Below are 24,177 nucleotides of genomic sequence, written 5' to 3' on the forward strand. Positions count from 1 at the left end.
TGCTCCTTCGGTTAGGGGTTGTCGGTGGGCCACAGGGACATGTCAACCGCCTCAGCCAGCACCCCGTCCGGGCGTGGCAGCGGCCTGCCATAGGAAACGGCCAGCGCCACCCGGTCGATGAAGTTGACGGCCTTGCGCGCGAGCTTCGTGGTCACGTCCAGCTTTGTGTCGAGGGCTGCGACGTGCTCCCGCAACGCCGCCACCTCCATCCGGTAGTTTCCGACCTCCTCCTGGAGCTGATCCAAGGTGTCCTGCAGCGCCTTCTGCCCGATGGACTCCTTGGTGGTCTTCGCGCCAGTCCTGGCGGTGTAGCGCACCCCCATGAGGGTCATCAGACCCACGATGACGGTGGACAGTGCGGAGATGATCCACTGGTCACTCATCGTCTGCCCTGCCGATCATGTCCACCCACCTGCTGTCGCGCATCATGCCGGGCGGGATCATGGATCCCCAGCGCACCACGATCACCATCCACAGGTAGATCGCGCCATACCACCAGCCGTCTGGGTACTCCCCCGCCTGATAGCCGGGGGCGAGGGCCAACAGCGACCCCCACCAGTAGGAGGTGAATCGCAGCATCGGCATGGCCATGAGGGCCGCCAGCGCCCTGGTGGTGCCGCGAGACAGCACTCCGGAGACGAAACCCCATGCCCCAGTCAGGATCCACGCCAATCCCCTGATCCATGCGGGGACCTTGGCGAAGACCAGCCCGTCCGGCGGATTGGAGACACCCAGCAGGACGCCCGCGCCGAACAGGATCCACACCCCGCCGGCGAGGGTGAGTAGTTCGCAGCGCAGCCCCAGGCGGGGGAGCGTGACACGGCGGGGCTCCATGAGCCACAGCCACGCCCGCATCAGATGCCGCATTATGCGATCCTCCACCACGTCCGCGACGGCCCCACGGCGCCATCTGTGACTACCGTGATCACCTGCCCCTTGGTCAGAGTCACCCCCAAGCCATCTACGCCCTGGGGAATCGTCACCGCCCCCGCTCCTGCATTTTTCACTGTGAAGGTCCTCCCATAGATTGCCGTGGTGGACGGCGGGAGGTTGACGGTCACCGGATCGGCAGAGTTGATGATCACCAGATCCGGGTCGGTGTCGGACAGGGTGTAGGGGCCTGTCGTGACGATCTTCAGCGGGCGAGTGCGGCCGACAACCTCCACCGACCCATTGACGAGCAGCTTCGCCGGGATGGAGGCTGCAGGGTCACAGTCCACGATCCGCACGCCCTTGCGGCCGGTGTAGGTGGGAGTACCAGACAGGGCCTTGATGTCGTAGACGGAGGCCCCCAGAGTGGCGGCATTCCCGGCGACGATCCGGTAGCTGCGGCGAATCTCACCCCAGCAGAAGTTCTGCTGCACGCCGTAGGCCGAGAAGTTGAAGATGTCGCCCGTGTAGGTGGGCATCAGTGCCGCGTCAGTATCCCACTCGGGGCAGGACTCGATCACGAAGTCAGCCGCCCCGGCCAGGTGGATCAGGCCACCGGCACAGTGCTCTCCGGTTACATGGTCGAAGACGTTGTGCCACAAGAGTCCGCCGTTGGTGCAGGCGACGTAGATGGCTGGCCTGGCGCTGTAGCGGGCCTCCACCACGCAATCCTTGTATGTGTTGGAATTCCACAGGTTGCCGGCATCCACCACCACATCGATCAGCGGGTGAGCTGCCCTATTGGTGGGCGACGATGCGCGATTCTCGAAGAAGCACCGATCAAAGCTCCCCCAGATCATTTGCGCGGTGCCGCGGTGCCGCCACACAGGGGCATTTACGGTGGAGGTCCAGAAGCGGCAATTGACGAAACTGGGCCGCGAAAGGCCATCATAGAATCCGCCCTGAATGTCCCACGCGGGGCCGGTTTCACACTCGAAACTGATGCTCTCGGCGCGGAATGCCGTGACGGTCTTCTGCGCCGAGACGGTGCCGCCCACGGGGGTGGCCATCAGGCGCGTGCCCTTGCCCATCAGACGGCTACTATCCGGCGACGCCCCGGCCAGGGTGACCCGGGAGCGTGGCTCCAGGGTGCCCTCCACGCGATAGCTGCCCGTCGCCCACACCTTGGCGGCGGGGATGCCGGGGCTGACTGCGGCCATGAGCCACTGGCCGGCCGCATCCATTGCGGCCTGGATGGCTTGGGTGGAGTCGAGCTGGCCAGTGGGGTCAGCGCCGTAGGCCTCCACCACGAATCCGCCCAGCAAGGGGTTATAGCCGGGCTGCGCAGCGATGGTCTTGGCGGCGGTCTGGACTGCGACGAACTTGGCGTCGGCGTCCGCGGGGCGCAGATAGCGGGCGTCGGCGGCCTTCTGTGTCTCGGTCGGGGTTGGTGAGTTGATCATGCCAGCGACCTGCGGATCGGTGACGGCGGTCCCCCCGGCTGGTCCTTCGGGGCCGCGGACGAGTCGCCAGTCGAGCACCCGCTCCCCGTTGACCTGACGCATGGTGACGGCGGGGGCTCCGTCTGTGGCGACGGTTGTAGTGCCCATAGTGATGGGCATCACGGTCTGGTCGCCGTCGATACGGCGCCAGTCTCGCCACACGCCATCGGACATGATGCGCTGCCACACGCCGGGGTGGTCGGGGCTGATGGAGGTCCAGCGCTGGACGCGGGACTTGCCATTGCCGAGCACCTCGACCTCTGCTGCGGTCTGTGAGGGCAGCGGGCCGCCAGCGGATCGCAGCGTCTGGGCGCGCTCGTCGGTGGAGACGCGATGCAGCCCCTCGGGGAGGGTGTCGAGGCTGGACTGGACGGCAATCTCACCCTTGCTCCACGGGGTCGCGGCGGGCGGGACGGTGATAGTAATGGGCGCGATGCCGCCCTTCGGCTCTCCGGCCGTCGCCCCCCATGCGCCGCCCTCCACGACGGTGACGGCAATGCCGGTCAGGGCGTACTTCCAGTCCTTGGGCTTCTTCAGGGCGCGCACCTCGGGGATCTCTGCGAGGCTGATCGGCCCATCGCCTGCGGGGACGCGGATCGGGTAGGCGCGGGGCGCCCAGGACTTGTGGACGTAGATCATCCAGTCGTCGTTGGCGATCGCATCCGGCGCCCAGCAGGGAAGCCGAATCTCGCCCTTGCCGTCAGCGAGGGTGAGGGTCTCGGATCCGGCCTGGATGATCTTGCGGTCACCGGGCACGTACAGGTCACACGGAAGGGTGAGGGTTACCCGACCGTCAGCTGGCGCGCCCTCGGTCATCTCCGTGACGTCGATGGTGACGATGCGGGAGGGGACGGAGGGCACCAGGTCGGCGGCGGGGATGAGGGTGGAGACGGCCATGCGTCCTCCTTTTTGATGGTCTTTCAGGGGGGGGTGAATCAGAGGGAGTTTGATCCCGCTGTCTTCTCAAGGCTCGCCACGCGAGCCTTGAGGTTGGATATCTCCGTATTGGCAATTCCGATCGAGATCCACACCTGGGCGTTTGCTGTGTCGGTGTAGCGCTTGGAGTTCGTTTCGGCTGTGGCTGCGACGGTGTTCGCATGACCCTTCGCCTGGGCTAGCGCGTCGCCGGAGGACCAGTTCGTGTAGGCCTTGGAGTCCGCCACCGCACTGGCTCTGGCGGAAGAGGCGGCAGAGTCGGCATGAGAATTGGCGCTCGCCAGCGTGCTCGAATCACCGGCCGCTCGCTTGCTTGCCTCGTCCCCCACTGACCAGTTCGTGTAGGCCTTGGAGTCCGCCACCGCGTCGGTCTTTGCTTGGTTCGCCTTGCTGGTGGCGTCAGCTTTCGCCTGGGCTAGCGCGTCGCTGGAGGACCAGTTCGTGTAGGCCTTGGAGTCCGCCACCGCGTCGGTCTTTGCTTGGTTCGCCGCCCCAGTAGCGAAGGCCTTGGCCCGAGACTCGGCCTGTCCCGCTTCATAGACTGCCGTCTCGGCTGCGTGCTTCGCTGCCTGGCTCTGCACGGCCGCATCTGCGGCTATCCGCTCGGCCTTTTCGCTCGCCACTGCCTTGGTGGCAGCATCCCCAGCCGCCCAGTCGGCATACTGCTTCCCAGACTCCAGGGTTGTATTGTCGGCCGCCACGCGCTCAGCCTTCTCCGTGGCCACAGCCTTGGCGGCGGCATCACCTGCGGTCCAGTCCGCGTACTTCTTGCCGGCCTCCAGCGTCGTGCTGTCGCCGGTGATCCGCTCGTTACGCTCCGTCGTCACAGCCGTGTCGACGTAGGTCGTCGCGGCCTTGGACTCCAGCAGCGGCGACAGCGACGCCAGCGCCCCATTGTGCGGCACCTGCACATCGGTCGGGGACATGGAGATCAACACCCGCCCGGACGCGGGATCGACAAAGGCCAGGGAGCTGTCCGGGTCGTCCACTGTCATCGGCCCCATCGGGGCGGTCCCAAATCGCGCCAGATACCGCTCGTGGCGCTCTAGCCCGCCCGCGAAGGACGCGGACGCCAGGGGTTCCATGCGGGCCATCAGATCACCTCCACAGTCAAGGTCAGCGTCTCCACTCGACCGGGCTGGGGCTGCTCCCAGCTCCAGCCCAAAACTCGAACATCAGCCTGCAGGCCGTGCGGCATCGACAGGGACGGCTCGATAATGAGGGGTGAGACTCGCCCCATCGTCGGGATACTGATGCGCGAGGCCAGCACCTCCACCGTGTGCTGCCGCTGCTCCGGCGACACAGTGCCGATCAGCCGCTCTGCCTCCTGGTCGAGCTGCCCCTTGCGTACAATGTCCGGCAGAGACACGCTCCGGGACAGTCGAGGGATTCCCGCGGCCCGCGGACGGGTCGCCACCGATGTCAGCTGAGAGGGGCCAGATCCGCCACCGAACAGCCACAGCTCCGAGCACAGATCGTCCACAGAGCTGATGGTCAGCCAGTCCGCAGCCGTGGCGGGGGTCTGCCATGGCTTGCCCAGCGACGAGGCCACCTCGATCGGCACCTCACCCGCGGCCGCCGGCGGCATCCCGGCCACCATCCGCACATCACGCACGACAGACGGAATCCCGCCCGGCTCGGCATAGCTGTGCAAGACCTGGAACATCCACAGCCGGTCACCCTGCAGGTCGCGCAGGATGTCCATGTAGCTGCGGGTTCCCCTGCGATAGCTGACAGGGATCGTAGTGCCACAGGTGACGACGCCGGTGCGGACGTGCGCCCAGCCCTGCAGGCCCTCGTCCAGGACGCGCAGCGCCAAGGCAAGGGGGTCCATCGTGGTCTCGCGCTGGTTGGCGTGGATCACGTCGCGGCCCAGGTATCCGCCGATCTCCTCGCCGCGGATGGTGATGACGGGAGACCCATGCTGGGTCTCGACCTCGGTAATCCACCACTCGCCCATGACGACGTTGATGGGCATGCCGTCCGCGCCCGTGGTGACCCCTTCGCGGATGGCCACAAAGCTGGTCGCGCCTGGGCGGATCAGGCCCATGACGCGCTGGGCGTCGCGCAGCGAATCCTCGGGGTCCACGATCCGGGCGAGGTCCAGGCTGGCCTCCATGGTGCCGCTGTGGTCGATCTTGCGGTGCAGCTTGACGTCGGAGAACATGAGCTCGCGCTGGTTGAGGGCACCCGTCAGCCAGTCGGCGGTGTAGTACCTCAGCTCCACGCCGACCACCACCACAGGTCCACATATCCAGCGCCCTGACCGGTCAGCGTGTAGCTGTGACTGCCGGGCTGGGCGTAGGGCCAGTCACCCGCCACCGCCAACCGCGAGTTCGCCGTCGTGGCGGGATTGCGCACATTGCGGTCCCAGAAGGTCACGGTGCGCTTCTCTCCGGCGGGGATACTGGCGCGGTAGGTCCAGCTACCGCCGGGCCATGACAGCTGGGGATTGGTCAGTGGCCCCACCAGCTCGGCGTTCATCTGCCCGGGATAGTCGCCCTGATTCTCCACAGGGAAGGCCTGCCCCGAGTAGAAGCGCTGGTAGTGCTTGGCGGGGCTGAGCTTCTCCCATCGGGCGGACTGCACCTCCAGAGTGAAGTCCGCAGCGCGGCGCGACCCCCGGGGGGTGATCATGGGCTTGCGCGTGCGGCAGACTCGCATCATCCGCTCCAACCCCAGCTGATCCTCTGTCACCACCATCGGAGCCCACCGGCCAATCGCAAGGATGCGGCCCAGCGCGTCAGAGGCCTCCCATAGCTCCTGCCCGGTGCGGGCCACGATGACCCCCTCCAGGGTGATGGTGCGGCCAGAGCCGTACAGGGGGGTCTCGTAGCCGCCGTCGCGCAGCTCGTAGGGCGCTGGCCCACCAGTAGCCTCGGCGCCGTCGATCCACCCGGACCAGCCAGTGATGCCATACCCGAAGCCCTGCGGTGCGGAGCCGGTGAACTCGATGCCGTCGAGGGTGATCGTCAGACACGGGTCCGGCGGCTGCAGACAGCCGAAGGGGGCCAGCTCGCCCCATCCATAGTCACCGCTCATGGCCACTCTCACTCTCCGGGGAATCGGGCTGCCATCGAGCGGGACTCGTGGCGCATCATGGACATGGCTCGGGTGGCGACCTCGTGGGCGTCGGGTCCGCTGATCTGCATCTGCGGCGCCCAGGTGAGCTGAGTGGCCTGCTGCGCCATCCTCTGCTGCGGCGCGTACCGCGGCACAGACTGGGAGAAGCCGCCCACCTGCCCACCAATGGCGAAGCGCGGCGCCCTGCCGCCCAGCACCGCGGCGCGGAGGCGCAGCATGGCGTCATGCCCGCCCAGCGCGTCCACCTCGCGGGCCGTCCAGACGTGCTCACCATTGGAGAGCCACGCCGGGATCGAGTCGCTGGTGGCCGTGCCGGCACCGATCACCGGACCGCCGTAGGCGCGGCCGATGGCCGTGATCCGCCCCATACGATCGGCCGCCCACTGCAGTCCCGCTGCGGCCCTGTTGAGCTGCTCCACGGAGTCTCGCCCGCCCGTGACGATCTCCTGGGCGATGTTCGCCCCAGCCTGCGGGCCGGCTGCGCTTACCTGCTGGACCAGGGACTCAGACAGCCCCATCGCCCGCAGGCGCTCCAGCTGGAGGCTGAAGCGGTAGACGTCATTGCCGCCTTCGCGCAGGGTCGCCAGCCAGTCGGAGACGGACCCGGCCATGCCGTAGCTGGAGGCCACTGACTCGCTGACGGCCCGTGCCGTCTCGCTGACGCGCTGCTGCGCCTGGGCGAGCGCTTCGGCTGCGGATCGGTATGTCTCGTAGCTGCGTGCGGCCGCTTCGCTTGCTGCCGTCGCCCTGGCTGTGGCAGCGGCACGGTCCCGCTCGGCTGCGGTCACCTTGGCGGTAGCTGCTGCCATCTGCTTGGCCTGCTGGAGGTCACTGGCCTTCTTCGAGGCCTGCAGCTTCTGCACGGCGGTGGCAGACTTCGGAGCCTTGGCGAGAGCCGCCAGCTCCTGCGCCTGCCGCTTGTCCAGCGCGGCCTTGGCCTGCTGGAGGCGGCGCACCTCAGCCTGAGCGGCCGCCTTGCGGGCCGCGAGCTGCGACGCACTGGCCTGCTGCGACTGGCGCGCCTCCGCGATCTGCCGGTCATAGGACAGGTCCGCGGCCTTGCGCTGCTGCTGCAGGGCTGCCACGGTCTTGGCCTGATGGGCACGCTCGGCAGCGGCGATCCGTGCCCGGTAGTCCAGGTCGACGCGCTGCGCCTTGGCCTGCAGGGCCGCGACGGCCGAAGCCGAGGCCTTGCCGGTTGCTGCCCGTGCCCGTGCCGCGGCGATCTGCTCCGCAAGGGCGGCGTCCTGCGCTCGGTGTAGGGCGGTGAGCTGCTGGCGGGCTGTCGAGCCCCCACCCGCAGCGCGGGCCTTGGCGATCTGGGCATCCCACGCGGCATCCTCCGTGCGATGCCTGGCCGTCAGCGCCACCTTGCCCTGCTGCGCCTGGGTGAGACGAGCCGCGGCGGCCTTCGCGGGAGCGCTGGCCTTGGTGGAGGCCTGCACCGCTGCCCGGTTGCGCTCCAGGGCCGCGGCGAGCTGGGCCGCGGCCGTGCCGACGCGCTGCATGTCGGTGGTGCGGTCGATCACCGGCTGATAGGTGATGGTGATCCCGTTGCCGGTCTGCACCATCCCACCCGTGGCGTACCGCTGCGGGCTGCCGACGAGACCACCCGTGGCGAAGGCGGGCAGCTTCCCGGTGCGGTTGATGTAGTCCATCCGGGCCACACCCAGCGCCCGCACAGCCCGCTCACGCATCACGAACTCGCCATTGGAGAGCTTCGCGTCAATGCTGTCGCTGGTGCCCGTGCCGGGGCCGCGCACATACCCCTGGGCGTAGCCACCCGTGGCGAAGCCGATCTTCTGCATGATCTGCCGGAAGATCGTGGTGATGGTCGAGGTGCGGGACGGCGGGATGCTGTTCGCGGCATTGGCGACTCCACGCAGCTGGCCCGTCGCGCCAGGGGCGCCAGGGGCGGATGCCCTCGTTGTTGCCGCCTTGGGCACCGCGCTGGCGGCTGACGCCTGTCCCCTCAGCTGGCTCGTAGCACCCGTGGCTCCGGGGGCGGATGCCTTGGTGGTAGCCGACTTCGGGACGGCCTTCGCTGCCCCCCCTTGGGATCGCAGATCCCCCGCTGCACCCTTCGCCCCCGGCGCGGAGGCCTTGGTGCTGGCCGACTTCGGCACTGCCTTCGCGGCGGCAGTCTGCCCCTTCAGGTCGCCTGCTGCATTCTTCGCGCCCGGAGCGGATGCCTTCGTGGACACCGACTTGGGCACCGACTTGACGGAAGCGGCCAGCCGGTCAAGCTCCTTCTTGGCGGCGTCCAAACCCTTGGATTCGGCCACCATGCGCACGCGCTTGGTGATCTCCGGGGAGGCCTCGAAAGAGGCCATGAAGGCGTCGATCTCCATCTTGTTGACGGTGACCTTGACCTGCTTGTCTTTGACCTCAGCAAGCTTGGCCTTGGCCGCGTCCAAGCTCTCCGTCTCGGCGGTAGCCTTCAGCTTGGCGATCGTCTCCGGCGGTAGGCCCTGCAGGCTGGACACGAAGCCCGCGACAGTGGTCTGGGCCATTGCGGCGTCGGTGATGATCTGGACGCGCTGAGTCGCAGGCAGGGACTCGATGGAGGCCGAGAGGGTTCCCGCGGCACCGGCGGCCGCCAGCATCGAAGCGGACGTGCCCGCGTTGGCGTCCTTGGCGCGGATCGACGCCGCGGCGGCCGCAGCGACGGACGCGGGCAGCTTCCCACCCATCCACTCGGCGTAATCGGCAGCCGAGAGCTTCGCGGCGTCGAAGCTGGGCACGGTGGAGGCCAGGGCGTTCGCCATGCCCTGCAGCTGGCCGCGATAGGCCGAGAAGTGGCCGGCGGCCTCCTTGACTCCGATTCCCTGCTTGGACAGGGACTCCGTGATGGAGTTGAACGCGGTGGCGGCCTGCTCCGGCTTCATGGCTGCCAAGGAAGCGTCGAGTTTGCCGATCTCTTCTCGGTAGCTGGTCGTGGCCGTCTTCATCCCAAAGACGCTCGGGATGGCCTTGCCCATTGAGTTTCCGACGCGCTCACCAAAGTCGCCCTTGCCATCGAGGTAGTTGAAGGCGTCCCCGAGGCTCTTGGCGTTGGTGTCCAGCTTGGTGATGTTCTGGTCGAGCTGCTGCATGCCCGTGGCGCTGCCCTTGGACAGCGACAGGGCGGACGTGAGCACCTGATCCTGGGTGGCCTTCAGGCCGTCGAGATGGCGCTGGTAGGCGCCACCGGCGACGGTGGCGACGGTCAGGCCCGCAGCGACCACCGTCCCAGTGGCGGCCAGCTTGGACATTCCCCCAGCTGCGCCGCGCGCCTTGCCGTCAAGCCCGTAGGCAGCCCCAGCAACGTCACTCACCGCCAAGGCGGTCTTGCCGATCCCCGTGATGGCCTTCAGCGCGCCCGCGAAGGCCTGCACGCCCTGCACGGTCTTCACAAGACCGGCGCCAGCGAGGCCAAGCCCAGCCAGCGAGGCGGCAGCAATGCCGATCTGCTGTGCCGCCTGCGGATGGCGGGAGGCCAGCTCAATGAAGCTGGTCAGCTTGTCGACGGCACCCTTGAGCGGACCATCGGAGCCGTTCATCATCTTGATGGAGAAGGTCTCCCACGCGCCGCCCAGGTTGGCGACAGCACCCTTCAGGGTGTCGTTCTTCCGAGCCGCGTCGTCCGTTGCAGAGCCAAAGGCCTTCATCTCGCCCTGCATGGAGGCGTAGCCCTTCACCCCCTCGTTCAGGGCGATATTGGCACCCTGCAGAGCCTCCCGGCCAAAGATGGTGGCGAGCGTGGCCTGCTTCTGCTCGTCCGACCAGCCCTTGGTCCCCTCCTGCATCTGCTGCATGAGGGACTTCATGCCAACGAACTTGCCCTGCGAATCGAAGGCCTCCAGGCCCATCTTCTTGATGCCTTCGGCGGCCTGCTCGGACGGCTTCGCCAGAGAGGCGATCATGGACCGGAGCAGCGTGCCACCCTCGGCCCCGCGGACGCCGTTCTTGGCGAAGACAGCCAGGGTGGTCACGGTGTCGTCCATCGACATGCCGAAGCTCTTGGCGATGGGGCCGACGTTGCCAAGGCCCTGCGCCAGCTCTTCCGCGGACCCGACAGCCGCGCCAGCGCCCTGGGCGAAGAGGTTGGCGGCGTGCTCCGCCTTGTTGCCCTCCATCCCGAACTGGGCCAGCGCCACGGCGGTGACCTCGGATGCTCGGGCCACGGACATGCCATCGGAGGCAGCCAAGGCCATGGTGCCGCGCAGGGCACCAATGGACTCGTCAGTGGACAGGCCAGCCTTGCCCAGCTCGGTCAGGCCTTCGGCGGCATCCGAGGCGGAGAACTTGCCGAACTCGGCGCCGGCGTCCATCGCGGCCTGGCGCAGGCGCCCAAGATCGCTGCCGGTGGCCTTGGTTGCCACCTGCGCGTTCTTCATGGACTGGTCAAAGTCGGCGTAGCTCTTCAGCATCGAGCCGCCGACGACGGCGACGGCAGCGCCTGCCTTGGCCGCGCCACCAGCGAGCGTCGACCAACCCTCGGAGGCGGTCTGGCCGGAGCGCTGCGACGCCTTCCCGGCCTTCTCGGCAGCCGACGCCACCTTGTCTGTGGCAGAAGCGGCCTGCCCCATCTTGGAGGTGTAGTCGCTGACCTCGGCAGAGAGCCGGACGCGGACGCTGCGATCAGCCATGGAAGACCTCCAGATGTTGAGTTGTCAGTAGCGGGGCCTGCCCTCGCGGTCGGTGTACGCCAGCCATGTGCGCGCACGCTCGGGGTCGCGGCCCGCCTTGCGCTCCGCATCGTCGGCGGCCTTCAGCTCAGCGGGCGGGTCCGCCTGGAAGGCATCGAGAGCCAGTACGGCGGTGCATTCCCTCACCGCGGGGTGGTAGTCGCTGGGCTTGTCGTTCTCGTGGATCGCCAGCGGCCGGCCGCACATGCTGCACAGCTCGCTGTTGAGCTTCCACCACGCCTTCAGCAGTGCCACGTCAATCCAGTCCAGCTCGGGCTCTGTCTCGGTGACCTGCCAGCCGTCCTTGCCGGCGCGACTGCGAGTGCGGGGGGACCAGCCCTGCAGGCGGCGCAGGGACTGGCCCGTCCGGCTGGCCCAGGTCAGCTCTGCGTGGCAGGACCAGAGCTGACCGGGCGAAAATCCACGGTGGCTCCCACTCGGTTGATGTTCACGCAGTGCTGGCGGATCTCGTCCAGCTCGGCGTGGTTGATGAAGTCGCGAAGAACCTCGTCCCACGTCATGCCGAGGTCGTGCTTCAGGTCAGGCTTGGAGACGCTGTGGTAGCACAGGGCGGGCAGGTGGGCCTTGACGCGCTCCTCCAGCCGCTCACGCATGGGCGTCAGGGCGTCCTCGTCGGCGTGCTCGCGCAGGTAGGCGTCGGCCTCGTCCACCACAGCCTGATAGTCAGCGGGGGGGAGGCGGTGGAAGTTCACGCAGACCACGACATTGGCGGCGATGGCGTCAGCCTCCAGCTTGGCGCGCTTGGCCTCCGCAGCCTCGCGCTGCTCCTTGATGCTGGCGAGCTGCTCCGTGCGGACCTTCTCGTGGTCGACGGGCTCCGGGGCCTCCCCGAGGTAGCCGGGGTCGGTCGGTGCGTCGCCCTCGTCGCCCTCGTCGGGCTCGTCGTCGGCGGTCTCGATGGCGACCTTGGCGAGGTCCAGCGCGTACAGCAGGCTGTTGACCTCCTGCAGCTGGTCGCGCAGCTCGTCGTCCAGCACGATGTACACGGGCTTGGGCTGCATGCCGCGGGCGGAGGCGAGGGCGCGCAGGGCGGTCACATCGTCGACGGTGGTGCTCATGGTGGTGCTCATGGTGGTGCTCCTTGGTGAGAGAGGTGGTGAGATCAGAGGCTGGTGGGCTTGCGGTACTCGATGTCATCGAGCGCGAGCGTGATGGTCAGTCGCGGACGCTGAATCCCGTATCTGCCCCCGGACCCCCCGGCTTCGATGGCGATGAGCACTTCGGAGACAACGTTGGAGTAGTTCACATTGCCGATGATGAGGCCGTGCGATCCGTCCTCCTTGCGCCAGACGAGTGCGCCAGCATTCGGCTCGCGGTCCTCGACAATTTCAATGGGCTCGGACATGAGAACTCCTTGGGCGAGAGGTGATATGAGCTGACGGCCAAGTGCGCTTGCCATGGAGAGGCGAGGCCGTCGCAGCACGCCGTGAGGGTGTCGAACCCTCGATGCCCGCTTTGGAGGCGGGCGCCCGACCAGTCGGACGACGCTCGGTGAGAGAGGTGGTGCAGCCCTGCCCGCGTGCTCTCACCAGTCACGCGGGCAGGGGATCGGGGGGGTCAGGCCGTGATGGTGACGTTGGTCTTCTGGCCCTTGACGGCCAGCTTGACCATCCACTCGGCCTTCTTGCCTTCGTCGTTGGCCTCGGGGTCGACCCAGCCAGCGAACGTGACCTCCGCCTTGGTGAGGCGGTTCATGATCTGGTCGGCGGCGAAGTCGGTGGCGGACTTGATGCCGTAGCGCTCGCCCAGGATGATGGTCTGCCCGCGCACCAGCGACGTGAGGAACGGGTCGAGGTTCTGCGGGTCGCCCGCCTGCAGGATCAGGTCGTCGGCGCTATACTCGATGGCGCCGGCGAACTCCACCTTGTTCTCGTCGCACAAGAACTGGTCCTGGCTGTTCTTGACGTCGGGGGTGATCTTCAGGCCACGGATGGCGCAGTCGATCCGCGTCCCGGCCTCCACCTCGGCGAGGGTCAGGGTGGGGATGTCGAAGCCCGCCACGGCGGGGATGGCGACGACGGTGGTGTACCCGGCGACGTTGGTGGCCGTGGTGCGGCCGTCGAAAAACTTCACGGATGCCATGTCAGGCCTCCTTGGTCTTGGTGGTGGCGGCGGCGGTCTTGGCGACGGCCTCCTTGGTGGTGGTGAGCGGCTTGGACGGCAGCGGGAGCCCCGCCTTGTGTCCGGACTCGTAGGCGGCGGGCTTGTCGAGGATGGTCAGCTTGTCCCGCTCGGCAAGCTCCTTGGTGGTGGTGTACTCGGTGGTCGGGCCCTTGACCCGGACGAGATCAGCCATGTCAGCTCCTAGGTGTGATGCGTGATTTCGAGCGTGGACGTCCACCACACGGCGCTCGAGTCCGTGCGGTCATCGACGGGGGGTGACACGTTGGTCACCATCAGCAGGTGGCCGTCAGACGGGATGCCATCGACGGCGCGCGTGACGGCATCGGCCAAGATGGCCGCGCCTCGACTGTTGTTGCTCACGACAATCAGGCGATGGATGGTCGCCCGATTCGCTGGAAGCCCGTCAAGCTGACGGGCATTTGGGGTGTACGGCGCGGAGTGGAGCACCGCATACGGGGCCTGCTGTCCGGTTGGCACCTTGCCCGCGTGGAATGCAGGGCAGACCGTCTTTGCAGCGGCGAGGATGTCGTCGGCGGCACTCACAGCGTCGCCTCCCTCATCGCCTCGGCTAGCTCCTGCTGGAATCCGGGCGCGACCTCAAGGACGGCAGGCCACATGAACGGCTGGGGTGCCATCTTCGAGGTGCCGTACTCGTGGAACCATCCGTAGCGGATGCCGGCCTCGATGGTGGCGGACGTAGAATCGCCGTTACCTTGGCCTTCGACGGTGATACTCCCCTGCAGCGCGCCAGTCCTCCGACGCGCCTTCGCCTTGGCCGAATCCCGCACCTTGTCAGCGTGAGACCGAACCACCTTGCGAACCTCGGGGGTGATCTTCTTGGGCGCTGCAGCAAGATCCTTCGCCAGCCCTGCAACCTCGCTGGCGTCGGCGCCCATCAGGACACCTCCACCAGGTCAGCCGGGCAGCGATGGAGCACCGCATGGCCCTCACGCGGAACGCCGTTGATGTGCCACGAGAGGCCCACCATCGACGGATCATGCGAAGCGGTCACCTCGGCCATGTCCCCCACCTGCACCGGGCAGGTAATGGGGAGCTTTACCGTGTAGGCCAGCGAGTCGGCCACTTGCCCAGCGGCCAGTACGACGTCCCGCAAGCTCTCACTCTTGGTGTCCTTGACCAGCGCCGGGCCAGTCCACACGACCACGCGCCCCACCGTCTCCGTCCCGAGGTCATCCACCGTGACCGCCCCACCACGCCAGAGCGCAACGGTGTCCGTCAGCAGCGATTCAGCCTCGGCTCGGAGCCTGGGAAGCGCGCCGGCAATGGCATCGCCAATGAGCATGCGCGTACCCATCACAGCCCACCGCCATAGCCGATCGACCCAGACCAGCCGGGGTCGCCACCAGAGAGGCCAAGCCGGGACCACCAGTCATCGGAGATCCAGACATCGCCCACTCCAGTGGAGTAGCGGCGGTCAGTACGCCATGATGCGTCGTCCACGCCGACCGACTCGGACACCTGCACGGCAGCGTCCGGTGGTCGCGAGATTCGACGCACTACGGCGTAGATGACCACCTCGTCCAGCGCGTCAGGATCGATGGAGCCAAGGGGCACACCGAGGCTCGTGGCCCGAGCCTCGATAGCGGCCATTGCCCGCTTGATCCACGACTCCCACTGCTTCGCCTCGATGCTCTCGGCCTCCGGGGTGGTGCGGCCAAGCTCGACCGCGATGTCCTCGATGGTGATCATGGGCCGCACCTCCCGTCAGTCGTTGATGGCGGCCAGCATGTCGGCCTTGGTCTTCGCCTCGCCCAGATCGATGCCGTGACTCTCGGCGTAGGCCTTGATGTCGTCGTTCTTCCACGACTCGTCGGGCTTGGTGTCGGTGACGGGCTCGTCTGCCGCCTCGGGCTTGGTGTCGGTGACGGGCTCCGACCACCACGGGCCAGTGGGGACGTCCTGCGCATCGGCGCGGGCCGTGCCGGCGGCGTAGATCACGCCACCGTGCACAACCTGCTCGATCAGCTTCGCGCCGGCCATCAGAAGATGCCCTTCACGACGGTAATCTGGTCGATGTCGCGGATGACCGGCATGCCGATGGCGGCGGCCTTGACGGCCCGCTGGACCGGATCGTCCTTGCCCAGGGTGACGATGGTGACGCCGGGCGCCTCGCTGGGCATCAGCGCGGCCGCGCCATTGAGCTGGAGGCGCTGCGTCTGCTGCACGGCCTCCTGGGTGATGCCCAGCTCCGTGTTGCCGATGGTGTCGGTCGCGGACGGCAGGAAGGTCATGTGACCCTCGGGGTAGACGCGCTGCTTCGTGCCGTCGTAGGCGGTGAAGGTGCGGTCGTAGGTCATGATCTGCGGCAGATCATTGGCCGTCAGGTACGCATTCAGCGTGTTCAGATCGACGGGCTGCTGCGGGTAGGCGGCACCCAGAGCGGCCAGCAGGGCGCCCTTCACGCGGCTGGTGGTCAGCACCACACCGGCGGACATGCCCGCAATGTCGAGGTGCTTGGCCGCGGCGGCGCGGAAGTCGGCCAGGGCGTTGCCGCCGGCAGTCCACGGAGTGGTGACCGTGGTGGTCTGCTCAGCCGTGGCGCCGAAGTTCACCTCGTGAGTCAGGCCATCCTCGGAGGTGAGCGCGATGCCCATGGTGGACAGCGCCTGGCCGCGGAGAGCCTCGAAGGTATTGTCGACGGTGAGCGCCGCCTGACCAGCGGCGTTGATGACGGCGGGCATCCAGTCCACGGTCTGGCCGTTGAGCTGCTGCGCCACCATCATCTCGTTGGTCAGATCCTGCTCGGACAGATCCACGCGGGGCGTGATGGCCGGCAGGTCGCCCTTGACGACGTTGACGCCGGGCAGCCGGATCGGGATGGAAGGGGCGTCGATGGCGCGGATCGGCACGGTCTGGTCGGCGCGCTGACGGCGACCCAGGCGGTAGCTGACCGTCTGGCGCTCGGCATAGGGCAGGAAGGTCGCCAGCGAGTTGCGCGCATCGCGCATCTCACGGGCGGCGAGGATGACCGGACGCAGGTCCGGGACAAGATCGATGATCTGCATGGTGGTGGCTCCGATCAGTTGATGAAGTTGATGGCGGTCAGGTCAGCCTCAGCGGCCGCATCGTGACCTGCGGGCAGGTAGCGGCGATCCACAGGGCCACCGCCGGAAGCGACGGCCACCAGGTGCTTACCCGGAGCTGCCACCCAGTCGTTGACCAGCAGGCCAACCGACTTCTCGGTGCCGTCCGTGGCGGCGGGGTCGTACTTGGCATACAACTTGGTCGCGGTGATGCGACCGATGTGAGTGCCGGACGGGATGGTCTGGCCGGCGGTGAACTTGGCGCCATCCAGCGTGACGCCATTGGTGTCCAGTGCGAGGAAGTTGCGTGCCCAGCGGCGGTCGCCACTGGTGTAGTTGGTGCGCTCAGGCGCGAAGTTGCTCATGCTTGTCTCCTCCTAGAGACTCGATGGGTTTTGGTGCAGGTGCTCTGCATCGCGCCGGGCACCGGTTCTTGGGTGTTACTGCAGGGCGACCTTGGCGCCAGTAGCGGCGACCATCTTGGCGAGAGAGGCCTTGATGACCTCGGACTCGTTGGCCTGCTTGGCCGTGCCACCCCCGACGAAACCGCCGGGAGTCGCGAAACGGCGCGTGTCGGCCTGCTTCGCCAGATACGGCTTGGTCTTGACCAGCCCCTCCAGCGCCGACTTGATGCGGGCAGCGTCGGGCCGCCCGTCGCTGTCGGTGAGCTGTTCGGCGGGAATCTGCGCCAGGGCATCGCTCGGATCGTGCAGCAGATCGCCCGCTGCGCTGGTGACCGCATCTCGGAGCTCGCGGCTGGCGCGCTCCTGTTGCATGGGAGCGATGGCGTCAGCAACCGCCTGCTGCACCAGGGCCGCGATGTCCGGCTGATCCGCGGCGGACTCCTTCGCCTGCGGCTCGGGGGCCTGCTGCTTCGGCGGCGCGGGCTTCGGGTTGGCCTGCGAACGGAGGGCCTGCAGCTCGCGCTCGGCCTTGGCGGCGCGCTCACGCTCACGGACGATGGCACGCTTGCCGGGATCCCCCAGCGCGGACCACTCATCGTCGGTCACACCTTCGGGCTTCTCGGTCAGATCGCCTCCGTCAACCGGATCGGCGTTCATCTGCGCGTCGCCAAAGATCTGGCGGTTCAGCTCGATCAGCTCGACGGGGCTCAGCGCCCCGGCGAGGTATGCGGCCTTGATCTGGTCACGGGTGAGATTGGTGGACATCGCGTCTCCTTCATGTGGTGATGGTCTTGTTCCGCCGAAGCTCGGCGGCGGTCATGGTGTAGATCGATCCCGGATCACGAACTCCGGTGATGCGGGCTTGCTCGACGGCATGACGGGCACCCACGCGGGTGCCGCCGCGCCCGTACTGGCCATAGCCCTCGAAGTCCTTGCCGCGCCCGAGGCCCTCCATGTAGCCGTTCTCGGTGAGCAGTCGCACGGCATCGTCTTGGCTTTTGGCCTGCGCCAAGATGGCGTCTGGGGTCATTCGCCGGCCCTTGCCGTGGTGCATCCCGCGGCGTGTGGTCGACTCGGTTGTCCAGCGGCCCGCCTTGCTTGGTCCGCGCTGGGAGTTGACGACCTGAGACAGGTCAGCGCCGGATTCGAGCGCCAATCGTTCGCCGTCTGTCAGGTCATGGATCTGTGACGTCGGCACGTCGTCCGCATGTCCCCGCGGAACACTCCCGCCAGCTACCGCGACATGCACGCAGTCGCAGCCCGGATGGCGCTGAAAGCCAGCGTTCCACCGGAAGAATCGGCCGGCCTGCAAAGCGCAGTCCTTGCAGCATGGCGGGTTGACCATGCGCGTATACCCAGCACCAGGACGAGCAGCGATAGCGACCTGAGATGCAGAGCGGCCGGCATTGCCGACCTGCTCGCGACTCAGCACCACCAAGCGCTGGAAACCAATCTTCAACCTCTCGTCCAGCGACCCCGCATCGGTGGTGCGCATCTGCACCACCGAGTTGTACAGCAGGCGGTCGATGGGCAGACCCTCGTCAGACCAACCAGCCCACGCCCCAGGGATGATGACCGCGGAAGGCTCAATCGCCGCTCCGCCCTCGACTAGCTGGCGATGCATGGACAGCGCGCCATCATAGGCGGCACCAGTCTGGGCAGCGGAGACAAGGGCCATGATTCGCGGGCCAACCTCGGCCCATGATGAGTCGAAGTCTCCCCCGAAGTTCCGCCACTCTCGCGCCAGCAGGATCGCCAACTTCGCGTAACGAGCCTGCTGCGCGTTGTACAGCGCCTCAGCTGACCTCAGCATCCAGACCACTCGCCATCAGCGGCTTCATGCCTGCCACCACGGCTTGCGCGTCGGCGCCAGCCTTGGCGGCTGCAATGTCGGCCGCCTCACGAATGCCGGTTTCAGCCTCAATCGGGGACCATCCGAGCACCTTCTGCGCGACGACGGACGCCCCGAGGTGAGGTGCCAGCTTCGAGAAGGTGTCGGCGTCCTGCGTCTCAATGCGAGTCGCGGGCGACTCCCACCGGGGCTTGACGTGGACCTTGCCAGCCATGGCCGGATCCTCAATCGCGAGGATCGTCTGCATCACACGGCGCCACACCTGACCGAACGATCCACTCTTGGCCATGCGGTTCACGCGGCGCACCATCGGCGCCTCGTCCGTCTTCAGCAGCTCGGCCGACATATGGCTCTTGAGGTCCAGTGACAGATAGGTGGATGCGACGCCAGTCCGCTCGCGGATCCGCGCTGAAGCGTGCTCGGCCCACGAGGTGAAGCCATCGAGCGTGGCCGGAGTGAACTGACCGAACTGTGTCTTGTCGCTCGTGCTCACCCATAGTTTGTCGGCGCGGGCATCGAAGCCGATCAGGGGCTTGCCCTTTGCGTCCAGCAAGACCTTGGTCTTGTCCTTCGGGTCACGCGGCACCTCGAGGCCAGTCGCCCAGCGAATCGGGACGGCGCCGAAGTGCCCGGCGAAGACCATCAGGGCCTCGATCAGGTCCACGATGTCCACCATCGTGTCAATCGACTCGATGACCGACGTCGGCTGAGCCAGCAAACGGGGCTGGGACTGCGCCTCCCAGACCGGCACCCACGGCAGGCCGGACGGCTCGTCCTTGACGATGCGCCAGCGCGACCACTCCCCGGTACCCTCAAGGCTCGGGTACTTGCTGGCCTCGTACGCCAGGTCAATGTTGCGGCCGGGCAGCCACAGGCGGGCCATCCGCTGGCCCGTCCACTCGTCCACGGCGATCTTGAGCGCGGCGTCGACGTCGTAGGGTGGCGCCGACATGCGGTGCACGGCCACCTGCTCGGCAGAGTCGATTCCGACGATGGCGCGACCATCAGTAGAACGCGATACCTGCACGAAGCTGCGGGCCTTGATCATGGCCTCGCGGTGCAACTCTCCGTGCATCACATCAAGGTCATTCTCAGCCCAAGCGCGCTCCACGAGCTCGGCGGCACTTCCGCCGCCGTCGTCGGTGGCGCCAATAACGCTCATGCGCTCCGCCAGGGCATCCACGACCACGGCGGCCGTGCCAGTGCGGGGCGGGCGAATCGCCATCAGGGCGTCCACCTTGGATGAGCCGTAGACCTCTCGGTATTCCCGCTGTACGAAGGGGATCACGTACCTGTTCTGATAGCGCGTCTCCCACGGATTCGCGTAGGCGGCCTGCGCGGCAATCTGCGACTCGAGGTGGCGCACCCACTGGATGACGGTTGGCATCGCACCTCCTGGCGTGACTAGCGGATTCCGAACATGAGCGGTGGCAGTTCTTCCTCGCTGCCCCATCCGGAGGCACGCGAGTCCGCGGCGGCCTCATGGGCCAGCACGCTGGTAACGGCCGCGTCGATCTTGCGGGCAACATCCGGCTTCCCCAGCACGTAGCGCCCATCCCTGCGGTAGAGCATCCGAGCGTTTCGCACATGCTCGGTAGTGATCGGGCAGCCGTCATGCTTGATGCGGCCGGATCCGAGGTCGATCACGAAGCGCTCCAGTGAGGCGTGCATCTGCTGTGCTCGATAGGTGGGCCACCGAATCACCCGATCCTCGCCATGGCGAAGTGCCCACTGATCCACTTCGGTTTCCCAGTAGGGCGGGTCGCAGTACATGCGCTGCACGTCGTAGGCGTCGAACAGCCAGTCCACTGCGGCGTCCACCTCATGGCGAGGCATCCGACCGCCATAGTCGGCGGGGTTCCAGATTGTCGGGCGACCCATCCACCGCGGAGTGAACAGTAGCCCGCCCGAAGTCTCGGCCTTGATGGCCGTGTAGTCGCTGACCTCCGAGCCGTCCAGGCCGAGGCAGATGGACGTTCCCGGCTCAGGATTCGGCAGCCATTCCCGCGTAGCTGCCATCCCATACCTCCGAGCTGATCCATGCGTCCTTGACCTCCACGATGCGGTTCCCGAAGAACCGCTCGGCGGCCGCGCCATCGCCACGCTTGATCATGGCGACGGCCTCAGCCTCGATGGAGTCGACCTTGACGTGCGGGCTCCCTGAGTAGTTGAACTCGAGGATCTTGCGGCGGTCGACATCGTCATGGAAGTCGAGATCCTTGGGCGGCGGAGCGTAGAAGGTAAAGACGTCCGGATCGTCGGCCTCGTAGTCCTTCTGGGCAACGCTCTGCTGGGTGGGATCCCAGCAGTTCGTCGTAGTGAAGCCGCGCCCGTTCATGCCGGCCGCGCCCTGGCGCTGCTTGCGGTCTACGTCAGCCATGCCGTTGCGCTCAGTGTGCGTGCCGGTCTCATCCTGCACATAGCCCGAGATCGGGTTACCCAGACGGGATTGCGCCGAGCTCGTCACGGCGTCAATGCGGTCCATCTCGAGGTCTTCATCCTCGCCACCATTACGGATGCGAATAAACTCCTCGCGGGGGGCCAGCAGCTTACCGAGTCGCGAGCCGCCAAAGCGAATCATGGCCGACAGTGGGCGCCAAATGTTCGCCACCTGCTCTTGCGATGTCGCCAGGGCTTGGATCAGCGGCGAAGGGTGACGCATACCCATCGGCTCACCGGGCAGGTAGGGGTAGACCCAACCGCACGGACAGCCATGATCTGCGCACCGATAGGCGTCACCCTCCTCGGCCCATCCTGCAAACTCACTGGGTCCAGCGGCCATGAGCGCCAGCAGGCACGCAGCCCACGGACCCTTGCCGACCTTCTGGGCGGCCACCACGTCGGTCCGGCGATAGACGAACGCCTGATTCAGTGGCGGGTCTTCGGGGTCGAACTCGGCATCATCGCGAACCTGCAGGTGGTTCGCGGTGCACCAGAATTGCCAGTCATACTGGACGAAAGCCTGGCGGCGCTTGAAGCCATCGGGGATTAGGCAGTGCCGGGTGATCCACGCATCAGCAAGGTCGCCGAGCGTGGGAAAGTCGATCAAGCCGACAGAAGACGAGCGCATTCACCCCACCACCTCAGGACGGGACCGCCCGCATCCTCCTCTGGGCAACCACCGGCGATGCGGTGGACTGCTCCTTCTCGGCCGCCTTGTCGGCCAGCTCGTCATGGACGATCTTCCAGCCGTTCTCACGGAGACCAGCAGGAGTCATGCCGATTTGATCGGCAAACCTATGGAGGCTCGACTTATCTGCGGACGTAGCCCAGCTCGATTCGCAGATCACGTAGATCCGAACCCACATGGCGATGGTCAGTAGGCGCCATGACTCGGACGGCATCGACCAGGCGCAGGCCTGCGGGGTGGACCAAGCCCAAGCCCAGACCTCAAGTTCTCGCTCGTTCGCCTGCTCAGTCTCGTGTTCGTCGTAGATCATTGCCGTCTTGCCGTCAACAGCCTGCGGCGTCTGCACGATGCGGCGATTCAGGGGCCACTCAGGCACTGGACCGTCATAGCCATGCGACGGGAGCGCTGTGAGGCTGTAGCCGCGGCGCTCGGACCTCTCGGAGTTCGGGTCTGGCGGGGGTCCAGATCGATTGCGGGCGCCACCTCGAGCCATGGTGATCACCTCATTCGCCTTGTCTAGTACCAGTCCTAGAGTTCTTTGAACCCTCCGCACATCGGAAGGCCCTCACCGGCGCTGGTGGAGCGCCCCCCCTGGGCGGGGGTCACCCCCCCCATGTGTCTCACCTGAGTCGGTATCGGCGGGCGCTGTTCGCGCTTCGGCAGAGGATTGTCAGCCTGGAGTTAATGCCGCCGTATTCCACTGGTGTGGTGTGTTCGGCGGTGAGGTCGTTGGATGGGTGTTGATTGTGGGCTTCGTCGCCTGGGCACCAGTTGCCATGCTCAGCCCTCCACGCATCGACGGCGGCTTTGCGTCTCATGCGCTCGGCATGGTCGCGCTCGGTATAGGTGGGCGACTGTTTGCGATGCTTGGGGCATCGTCCGGCTTTGGGTAGGAGCGTTGGGCATCCGGGCTCGGCGCAGATGTTGAGTGCCACGACCCACCCCCCTCGTGTCAGATCCTCGCAGTGATGTGCACAGCTACGCCTGCTTGCTTGACGTCGAGGACTTCCGTGTCATACACCTCGTTCATGTAGCCGTCCTCGTACTCGATGAGCACCTCGGCATCCTGCGGCATGTCCTGCAGCTTGGCGATCAGCTCAGCGACGGTCATGCTCTCACCCCCTTGTTCGCGCGGTTGAGAATGTCAGCAACCTCCCGAAGCTGCGCGGCGGTGAGAGACAGCCCGTCACGAGGGGTGAACCGGAGCCCTTCGCTAAACTCCTCCAGCTCGCCGATCAGTTCACATTCCGCAAAGGGATCTTCCGATGTCGACCAGAGAACATCCCTGCCTGAAAGGCACGCGTTCTTCATGCCCTCACCGGTCATTGATCGCCTCCAGCAGCTTCGGCATCACCTTTCCGCAGTAGGCACAGAAGCACCTCACTGGACCGAGCATCATGCGCTCTTCGATGACGCTCTGGTGCTCGCACGGCTGGGGTGCTCGGTGCTCCAGGTCCCAGTCGATCTCAGCCTGTCGCTCGGCGGCGGCGATCACGTCCTCAATGGGCGTCATGGTCATGGCGGACATCCTCTCACTTCAGGTCTCGCCGCGCACGTGCGAGGTGGGCGATTGCCTCAGCCTCGTGCGTCGCGTAGCTCGGGTCGAGCTGCTTCTCGATCTGCCGGATGCGCTTGAGCAGCTTGCGCCTCAGCGCCTTGCGCTTGCCCATCATTCAGCCTTCGCTTTCAGGGTGAGCCACGCCCTGACCGCATAGGCATAGGAGGGGATCATCCACGCGCCGGACGCAAACCCTCGCTCGCTCTCGAACCTCGAAACAGTGCTATTGCTGCAACCGATGATCTGGGCAACATCGCGCTGGCTCATGTGCCGCTCCTCACGGATGGCAACGAGCTGCTCAACGAGATGGCCCAACCGGGAGCGCTCGGTTCCATAGTCGAGCAGGTCGGCGGTGGGGACATCCAGATCCTTGAGGTTGGCTACTGTCATGCGCCTGCGGTCGGCCATCGCGCCTCCTGTCGGTCGGTATGTGTCGCACCATCCGCACAGCCCTGGCTCGCACCAGGTTGTCGGGCGATAGTCAGTCACGCCGCTTCTCTACCTCGGTAGCGGCCCATGTGGTGATGTGCTCGACATAGTAGGAGCGGATCTCGTCGGTGCGATGCTCCTCGCCTACGTACTCGAAGGCGTAGTCCACGAGGTGTACGGCTTCGTGTGCAATGACTCCGGCGACGATGGGCCAAGGCGCGGCCGTGACTCCGACGTTGAGCCAGAGGCAGAGGTTGCCGTGCTCACCTTGGATGGTGCGTCCGTCGATGCGGTCGGGTGGCGTTTCGAGTCCGAGCCTTTCGGCTTCGCCTCCGATGGCGAGGGTGATGGTGCTGGGCAGTGGGGTGAGTTTACAGGTGGGCAGCTTCGCCATGCCGCGCCTCCCGTGTGTAGCCGGTGGTCAGCAGGGAGCGCTTCGCACACTCGCGATCCCCATCGCGTCGCGCCTGCGTCGGCGGTGTTTGTTGTGTGTCGCTCGAACCTGCTGACCACCGGGTCTGTGGCCCCGATCCGCTCGGGGTGGGCGTCGGCC

Annotated in this window: 31 protein-coding genes and 1 tRNA gene; all 32 read right to left on the bottom strand. The window is 66.7% G+C overall.

All coding sequences use genetic code 11. The features are described 5' to 3' along the window. Positions 1–11: 11 nt before the first annotated feature. On the bottom strand, positions 12–383 hold the full coding sequence (locus AAEX60_RS03780) for a hypothetical protein (RefSeq protein WP_342101331.1): 372 nt from the start codon (positions 381–383) through the stop codon (positions 12–14). Then, positions 376–834, bottom strand: coding sequence for a hypothetical protein (locus tag AAEX60_RS03785; protein WP_342101332.1), 459 nt, complete (start codon positions 832–834; stop codon positions 376–378). Before AAEX60_RS03785 ends, AAEX60_RS03780 begins: the two co-directional genes overlap by 8 nt. 32 nt (positions 835–866) lie before the next feature. Then, a complete protein-coding gene (locus AAEX60_RS03790; protein WP_342101333.1) occupies positions 867–3,269 on the bottom strand; it encodes a glycosyl hydrolase family 28-related protein in 2,403 nt (800 codons plus the stop codon). Between the two features lie 38 nt (positions 3,270–3,307). Continuing rightward, positions 3,308–4,402, bottom strand: coding sequence for a hypothetical protein (locus tag AAEX60_RS03795; RefSeq protein WP_342101334.1), 1,095 nt, complete (start codon positions 4,400–4,402; stop codon positions 3,308–3,310). Then, the gene (locus AAEX60_RS03800; protein ID WP_342101335.1) at positions 4,402–5,550 is read right to left on the bottom strand and encodes a hypothetical protein; all 1,149 of its coding nucleotides are present in this window, start codon (positions 5,548–5,550) and stop codon (positions 4,402–4,404) included. Before AAEX60_RS03800 ends, AAEX60_RS03795 begins: the two co-directional genes overlap by 1 nt. Next, the gene (locus AAEX60_RS03805) at positions 5,526–6,350 is read right to left on the bottom strand and encodes a hypothetical protein (RefSeq protein WP_342101336.1); all 825 of its coding nucleotides are present in this window, start codon (positions 6,348–6,350) and stop codon (positions 5,526–5,528) included. Before AAEX60_RS03805 ends, AAEX60_RS03800 begins: the two co-directional genes overlap by 25 nt. 8 nt (positions 6,351–6,358) lie before the next feature. Further along, positions 6,359–11,023 carry a phage tail tape measure protein gene (locus AAEX60_RS03810; protein ID WP_342101337.1) on the bottom strand — a complete coding sequence of 1,555 codons (4,665 nt, stop codon included), beginning with the start codon at positions 11,021–11,023 and terminating at the stop codon, positions 6,359–6,361. A gap of 24 nt (positions 11,024–11,047) precedes the next feature. Next, the gene (locus AAEX60_RS03815) at positions 11,048–11,317 is read right to left on the bottom strand and encodes a hypothetical protein (protein ID WP_342101338.1); all 270 of its coding nucleotides are present in this window, start codon (positions 11,315–11,317) and stop codon (positions 11,048–11,050) included. A 125-nt stretch (positions 11,318–11,442) separates the two neighbouring features. Further along, positions 11,443–12,153: a hypothetical protein gene (locus AAEX60_RS03820; RefSeq protein WP_342101339.1), complete on the bottom strand. Its 711-nt coding sequence runs from the start codon at positions 12,151–12,153 to the stop codon at positions 11,443–11,445. 32 nt (positions 12,154–12,185) lie between these two features. Further along, a complete protein-coding gene (locus AAEX60_RS03825; RefSeq protein ID WP_342101340.1) occupies positions 12,186–12,428 on the bottom strand; it encodes a hypothetical protein in 243 nt (80 codons plus the stop codon). A gap of 75 nt (positions 12,429–12,503) precedes the next feature. After that, a tRNA-Trp gene (locus AAEX60_RS03830) sits at positions 12,504–12,571 on the bottom strand. Positions 12,572–12,640: 69 nt separating this feature from the next. Continuing rightward, positions 12,641–13,165 (bottom strand): phage tail tube protein, encoded by a 525-nt coding sequence (locus AAEX60_RS03835; protein ID WP_342101341.1) that lies wholly within the window; start codon positions 13,163–13,165, stop codon positions 12,641–12,643. A gap of 1 nt (position 13,166) precedes the next feature. Beyond that, positions 13,167–13,379 carry a hypothetical protein gene (locus AAEX60_RS03840; RefSeq protein ID WP_342101342.1) on the bottom strand — a complete coding sequence of 71 codons (213 nt, stop codon included), beginning with the start codon at positions 13,377–13,379 and terminating at the stop codon, positions 13,167–13,169. Between the two features lie 8 nt (positions 13,380–13,387). Continuing rightward, positions 13,388–13,750, bottom strand: coding sequence for a hypothetical protein (locus AAEX60_RS03845; RefSeq protein WP_342101343.1), 363 nt, complete (start codon positions 13,748–13,750; stop codon positions 13,388–13,390). Beyond that, on the bottom strand, positions 13,747–14,103 hold the full coding sequence (locus AAEX60_RS03850; RefSeq protein WP_342101344.1) for an HK97-gp10 family putative phage morphogenesis protein: 357 nt from the start codon (positions 14,101–14,103) through the stop codon (positions 13,747–13,749). Before AAEX60_RS03850 ends, AAEX60_RS03845 begins: the two co-directional genes overlap by 4 nt. After that, a complete protein-coding gene (locus AAEX60_RS03855; RefSeq protein WP_342101345.1) occupies positions 14,103–14,510 on the bottom strand; it encodes a DUF6093 family protein in 408 nt (135 codons plus the stop codon). The genes AAEX60_RS03850 and AAEX60_RS03855 overlap by 1 nt, the downstream gene beginning before the upstream one ends. An 11-nt stretch (positions 14,511–14,521) precedes the next feature. Continuing rightward, positions 14,522–14,917 (bottom strand): hypothetical protein, encoded by a 396-nt coding sequence (locus tag AAEX60_RS03860; protein ID WP_342101346.1) that lies wholly within the window; start codon positions 14,915–14,917, stop codon positions 14,522–14,524. 15 nt (positions 14,918–14,932) lie between these two features. Further along, the gene (locus tag AAEX60_RS03865) at positions 14,933–15,208 is read right to left on the bottom strand and encodes a hypothetical protein (protein WP_342101347.1); all 276 of its coding nucleotides are present in this window, start codon (positions 15,206–15,208) and stop codon (positions 14,933–14,935) included. Continuing rightward, on the bottom strand, positions 15,208–16,233 hold the full coding sequence (locus tag AAEX60_RS03870; protein ID WP_342101348.1) for a major capsid protein: 1,026 nt from the start codon (positions 16,231–16,233) through the stop codon (positions 15,208–15,210). The genes AAEX60_RS03865 and AAEX60_RS03870 overlap by 1 nt, the downstream gene beginning before the upstream one ends. A gap of 14 nt (positions 16,234–16,247) precedes the next feature. Further along, complete coding sequence (locus tag AAEX60_RS03875) at positions 16,248–16,616, bottom strand: head decoration protein (protein WP_342101349.1); 369 nt, start codon at positions 16,614–16,616, stop codon at positions 16,248–16,250. A gap of 75 nt (positions 16,617–16,691) precedes the next feature. Next, positions 16,692–17,420 carry a hypothetical protein gene (locus AAEX60_RS03880; RefSeq protein ID WP_342101350.1) on the bottom strand — a complete coding sequence of 243 codons (729 nt, stop codon included), beginning with the start codon at positions 17,418–17,420 and terminating at the stop codon, positions 16,692–16,694. Between the two features lie 10 nt (positions 17,421–17,430). Next, complete coding sequence (locus AAEX60_RS03885; RefSeq protein ID WP_342101351.1) at positions 17,431–18,477, bottom strand: hypothetical protein; 1,047 nt, start codon at positions 18,475–18,477, stop codon at positions 17,431–17,433. Next, on the bottom strand, positions 18,452–19,894 hold the full coding sequence (locus tag AAEX60_RS03890) for a hypothetical protein (RefSeq protein ID WP_342101352.1): 1,443 nt from the start codon (positions 19,892–19,894) through the stop codon (positions 18,452–18,454). Before AAEX60_RS03890 ends, AAEX60_RS03885 begins: the two co-directional genes overlap by 26 nt. Positions 19,895–19,911: 17 nt before the next feature. Further along, entirely contained in the window at positions 19,912–20,526 is a 615-nt protein-coding gene (locus AAEX60_RS03895; RefSeq protein ID WP_342101353.1) for a terminase, read from the bottom strand. Continuing rightward, positions 20,492–21,556: a terminase gene (locus tag AAEX60_RS03900; RefSeq protein ID WP_342101354.1), complete on the bottom strand. Its 1,065-nt coding sequence runs from the start codon at positions 21,554–21,556 to the stop codon at positions 20,492–20,494. Before AAEX60_RS03900 ends, AAEX60_RS03895 begins: the two co-directional genes overlap by 35 nt. 34 nt (positions 21,557–21,590) lie before the next feature. After that, positions 21,591–22,013 carry a hypothetical protein gene (locus AAEX60_RS03905; protein WP_342101355.1) on the bottom strand — a complete coding sequence of 141 codons (423 nt, stop codon included), beginning with the start codon at positions 22,011–22,013 and terminating at the stop codon, positions 21,591–21,593. A 576-nt stretch (positions 22,014–22,589) separates the two neighbouring features. Then, positions 22,590–22,748, bottom strand: coding sequence for a hypothetical protein (locus tag AAEX60_RS03910; protein ID WP_342101356.1), 159 nt, complete (start codon positions 22,746–22,748; stop codon positions 22,590–22,592). Continuing rightward, positions 22,745–22,963 carry a hypothetical protein gene (locus tag AAEX60_RS03915; protein ID WP_342101357.1) on the bottom strand — a complete coding sequence of 73 codons (219 nt, stop codon included), beginning with the start codon at positions 22,961–22,963 and terminating at the stop codon, positions 22,745–22,747. The genes AAEX60_RS03910 and AAEX60_RS03915 overlap by 4 nt, the downstream gene beginning before the upstream one ends. Further along, entirely contained in the window at positions 22,953–23,156 is a 204-nt protein-coding gene (locus tag AAEX60_RS03920; protein WP_342101358.1) for a hypothetical protein, read from the bottom strand. The genes AAEX60_RS03915 and AAEX60_RS03920 overlap by 11 nt, the downstream gene beginning before the upstream one ends. Before the next feature lie 13 nt (positions 23,157–23,169). Next, complete coding sequence (locus tag AAEX60_RS03925; RefSeq protein WP_342101359.1) at positions 23,170–23,307, bottom strand: hypothetical protein; 138 nt, start codon at positions 23,305–23,307, stop codon at positions 23,170–23,172. Next, positions 23,307–23,603, bottom strand: a complete 297-nt coding sequence (locus AAEX60_RS03930; protein ID WP_342101360.1) for a helix-turn-helix domain-containing protein — start codon at positions 23,601–23,603, stop codon at positions 23,307–23,309. Before AAEX60_RS03930 ends, AAEX60_RS03925 begins: the two co-directional genes overlap by 1 nt. 73 nt (positions 23,604–23,676) lie before the next feature. Further along, positions 23,677–24,018 (bottom strand): hypothetical protein, encoded by a 342-nt coding sequence (locus tag AAEX60_RS03935; RefSeq protein ID WP_342101362.1) that lies wholly within the window; start codon positions 24,016–24,018, stop codon positions 23,677–23,679. Positions 24,019–24,177 lie beyond the last annotated feature (159 nt).

Source organism: Luteococcus sp. H101, assembly GCF_038433155.1.
GTDB lineage: Bacteria > Actinomycetota > Actinomycetes > Propionibacteriales > Propionibacteriaceae > Luteococcus.

Bases quoted from the DNA above. Each gene is read 5' to 3' on its own strand.
- AAEX60_RS03810 (WP_342101337.1), bottom strand. From the start codon at position 11,023: ATGGCTGATCGCAGCGTCCGCGTCCGGCTCTCTGCCGAGGTCAGCGAC.
- AAEX60_RS03795 (WP_342101334.1), bottom strand. From the start codon at position 4,402: ATGGCCCGCATGGAACCCCTGGCGTCCGCGTCCTTCGCGGGCGGGCTA.
- AAEX60_RS03875 (WP_342101349.1), bottom strand. From the start codon at position 16,616: ATGAGCAACTTCGCGCCTGAGCGCACCAACTACACCAGTGGCGACCGC.
- AAEX60_RS03910 (WP_342101356.1), bottom strand. From the start codon at position 22,748: ATGACCGTCGCTGAGCTGATCGCCAAGCTGCAGGACATGCCGCAGGAT.
- AAEX60_RS03855 (WP_342101345.1), bottom strand. From the start codon at position 14,510: ATGCTCATTGGCGATGCCATTGCCGGCGCGCTTCCCAGGCTCCGAGCC.
- AAEX60_RS03860 (WP_342101346.1), bottom strand. From the start codon at position 14,917: ATGATCACCATCGAGGACATCGCGGTCGAGCTTGGCCGCACCACCCCG.
- AAEX60_RS03935 (WP_342101362.1), bottom strand. From the start codon at position 24,018: ATGGCGAAGCTGCCCACCTGTAAACTCACCCCACTGCCCAGCACCATC.
- AAEX60_RS03780 (WP_342101331.1), bottom strand. From the start codon at position 383: ATGAGTGACCAGTGGATCATCTCCGCACTGTCCACCGTCATCGTGGGT.
- AAEX60_RS03880 (WP_342101350.1), bottom strand. From the start codon at position 17,420: ATGTCCACCAATCTCACCCGTGACCAGATCAAGGCCGCATACCTCGCC.
- AAEX60_RS03790 (WP_342101333.1), bottom strand. From the start codon at position 3,269: ATGGCCGTCTCCACCCTCATCCCCGCCGCCGACCTGGTGCCCTCCGTC.
- AAEX60_RS03915 (WP_342101357.1), bottom strand. From the start codon at position 22,963: ATGACCGGTGAGGGCATGAAGAACGCGTGCCTTTCAGGCAGGGATGTT.
- AAEX60_RS03825 (WP_342101340.1), bottom strand. From the start codon at position 12,428: ATGTCCGAGCCCATTGAAATTGTCGAGGACCGCGAGCCGAATGCTGGC.
- AAEX60_RS03835 (WP_342101341.1), bottom strand. From the start codon at position 13,165: ATGGCATCCGTGAAGTTTTTCGACGGCCGCACCACGGCCACCAACGTC.
- AAEX60_RS03850 (WP_342101344.1), bottom strand. From the start codon at position 14,103: ATGGGCGCCGACGCCAGCGAGGTTGCAGGGCTGGCGAAGGATCTTGCT.
- AAEX60_RS03870 (WP_342101348.1), bottom strand. From the start codon at position 16,233: ATGCAGATCATCGATCTTGTCCCGGACCTGCGTCCGGTCATCCTCGCC.
- AAEX60_RS03865 (WP_342101347.1), bottom strand. From the start codon at position 15,208: ATGGCCGGCGCGAAGCTGATCGAGCAGGTTGTGCACGGTGGCGTGATC.
- AAEX60_RS03895 (WP_342101353.1), bottom strand. From the start codon at position 20,526: ATGGCAGCTACGCGGGAATGGCTGCCGAATCCTGAGCCGGGAACGTCC.
- AAEX60_RS03925 (WP_342101359.1), bottom strand. From the start codon at position 23,307: ATGGGCAAGCGCAAGGCGCTGAGGCGCAAGCTGCTCAAGCGCATCCGG.
- AAEX60_RS03920 (WP_342101358.1), bottom strand. From the start codon at position 23,156: ATGACCATGACGCCCATTGAGGACGTGATCGCCGCCGCCGAGCGACAG.
- AAEX60_RS03805 (WP_342101336.1), bottom strand. From the start codon at position 6,350: ATGAGCGGTGACTATGGATGGGGCGAGCTGGCCCCCTTCGGCTGTCTG.
- AAEX60_RS03785 (WP_342101332.1), bottom strand. From the start codon at position 834: ATGGAGCCCCGCCGTGTCACGCTCCCCCGCCTGGGGCTGCGCTGCGAA.
- AAEX60_RS03840 (WP_342101342.1), bottom strand. From the start codon at position 13,379: ATGGCTGATCTCGTCCGGGTCAAGGGCCCGACCACCGAGTACACCACC.
- AAEX60_RS03890 (WP_342101352.1), bottom strand. From the start codon at position 19,894: ATGCCAACCGTCATCCAGTGGGTGCGCCACCTCGAGTCGCAGATTGCC.
- AAEX60_RS03820 (WP_342101339.1), bottom strand. From the start codon at position 12,153: ATGAGCACCACCATGAGCACCACCGTCGACGATGTGACCGCCCTGCGC.
- AAEX60_RS03930 (WP_342101360.1), bottom strand. From the start codon at position 23,603: ATGGCCGACCGCAGGCGCATGACAGTAGCCAACCTCAAGGATCTGGAT.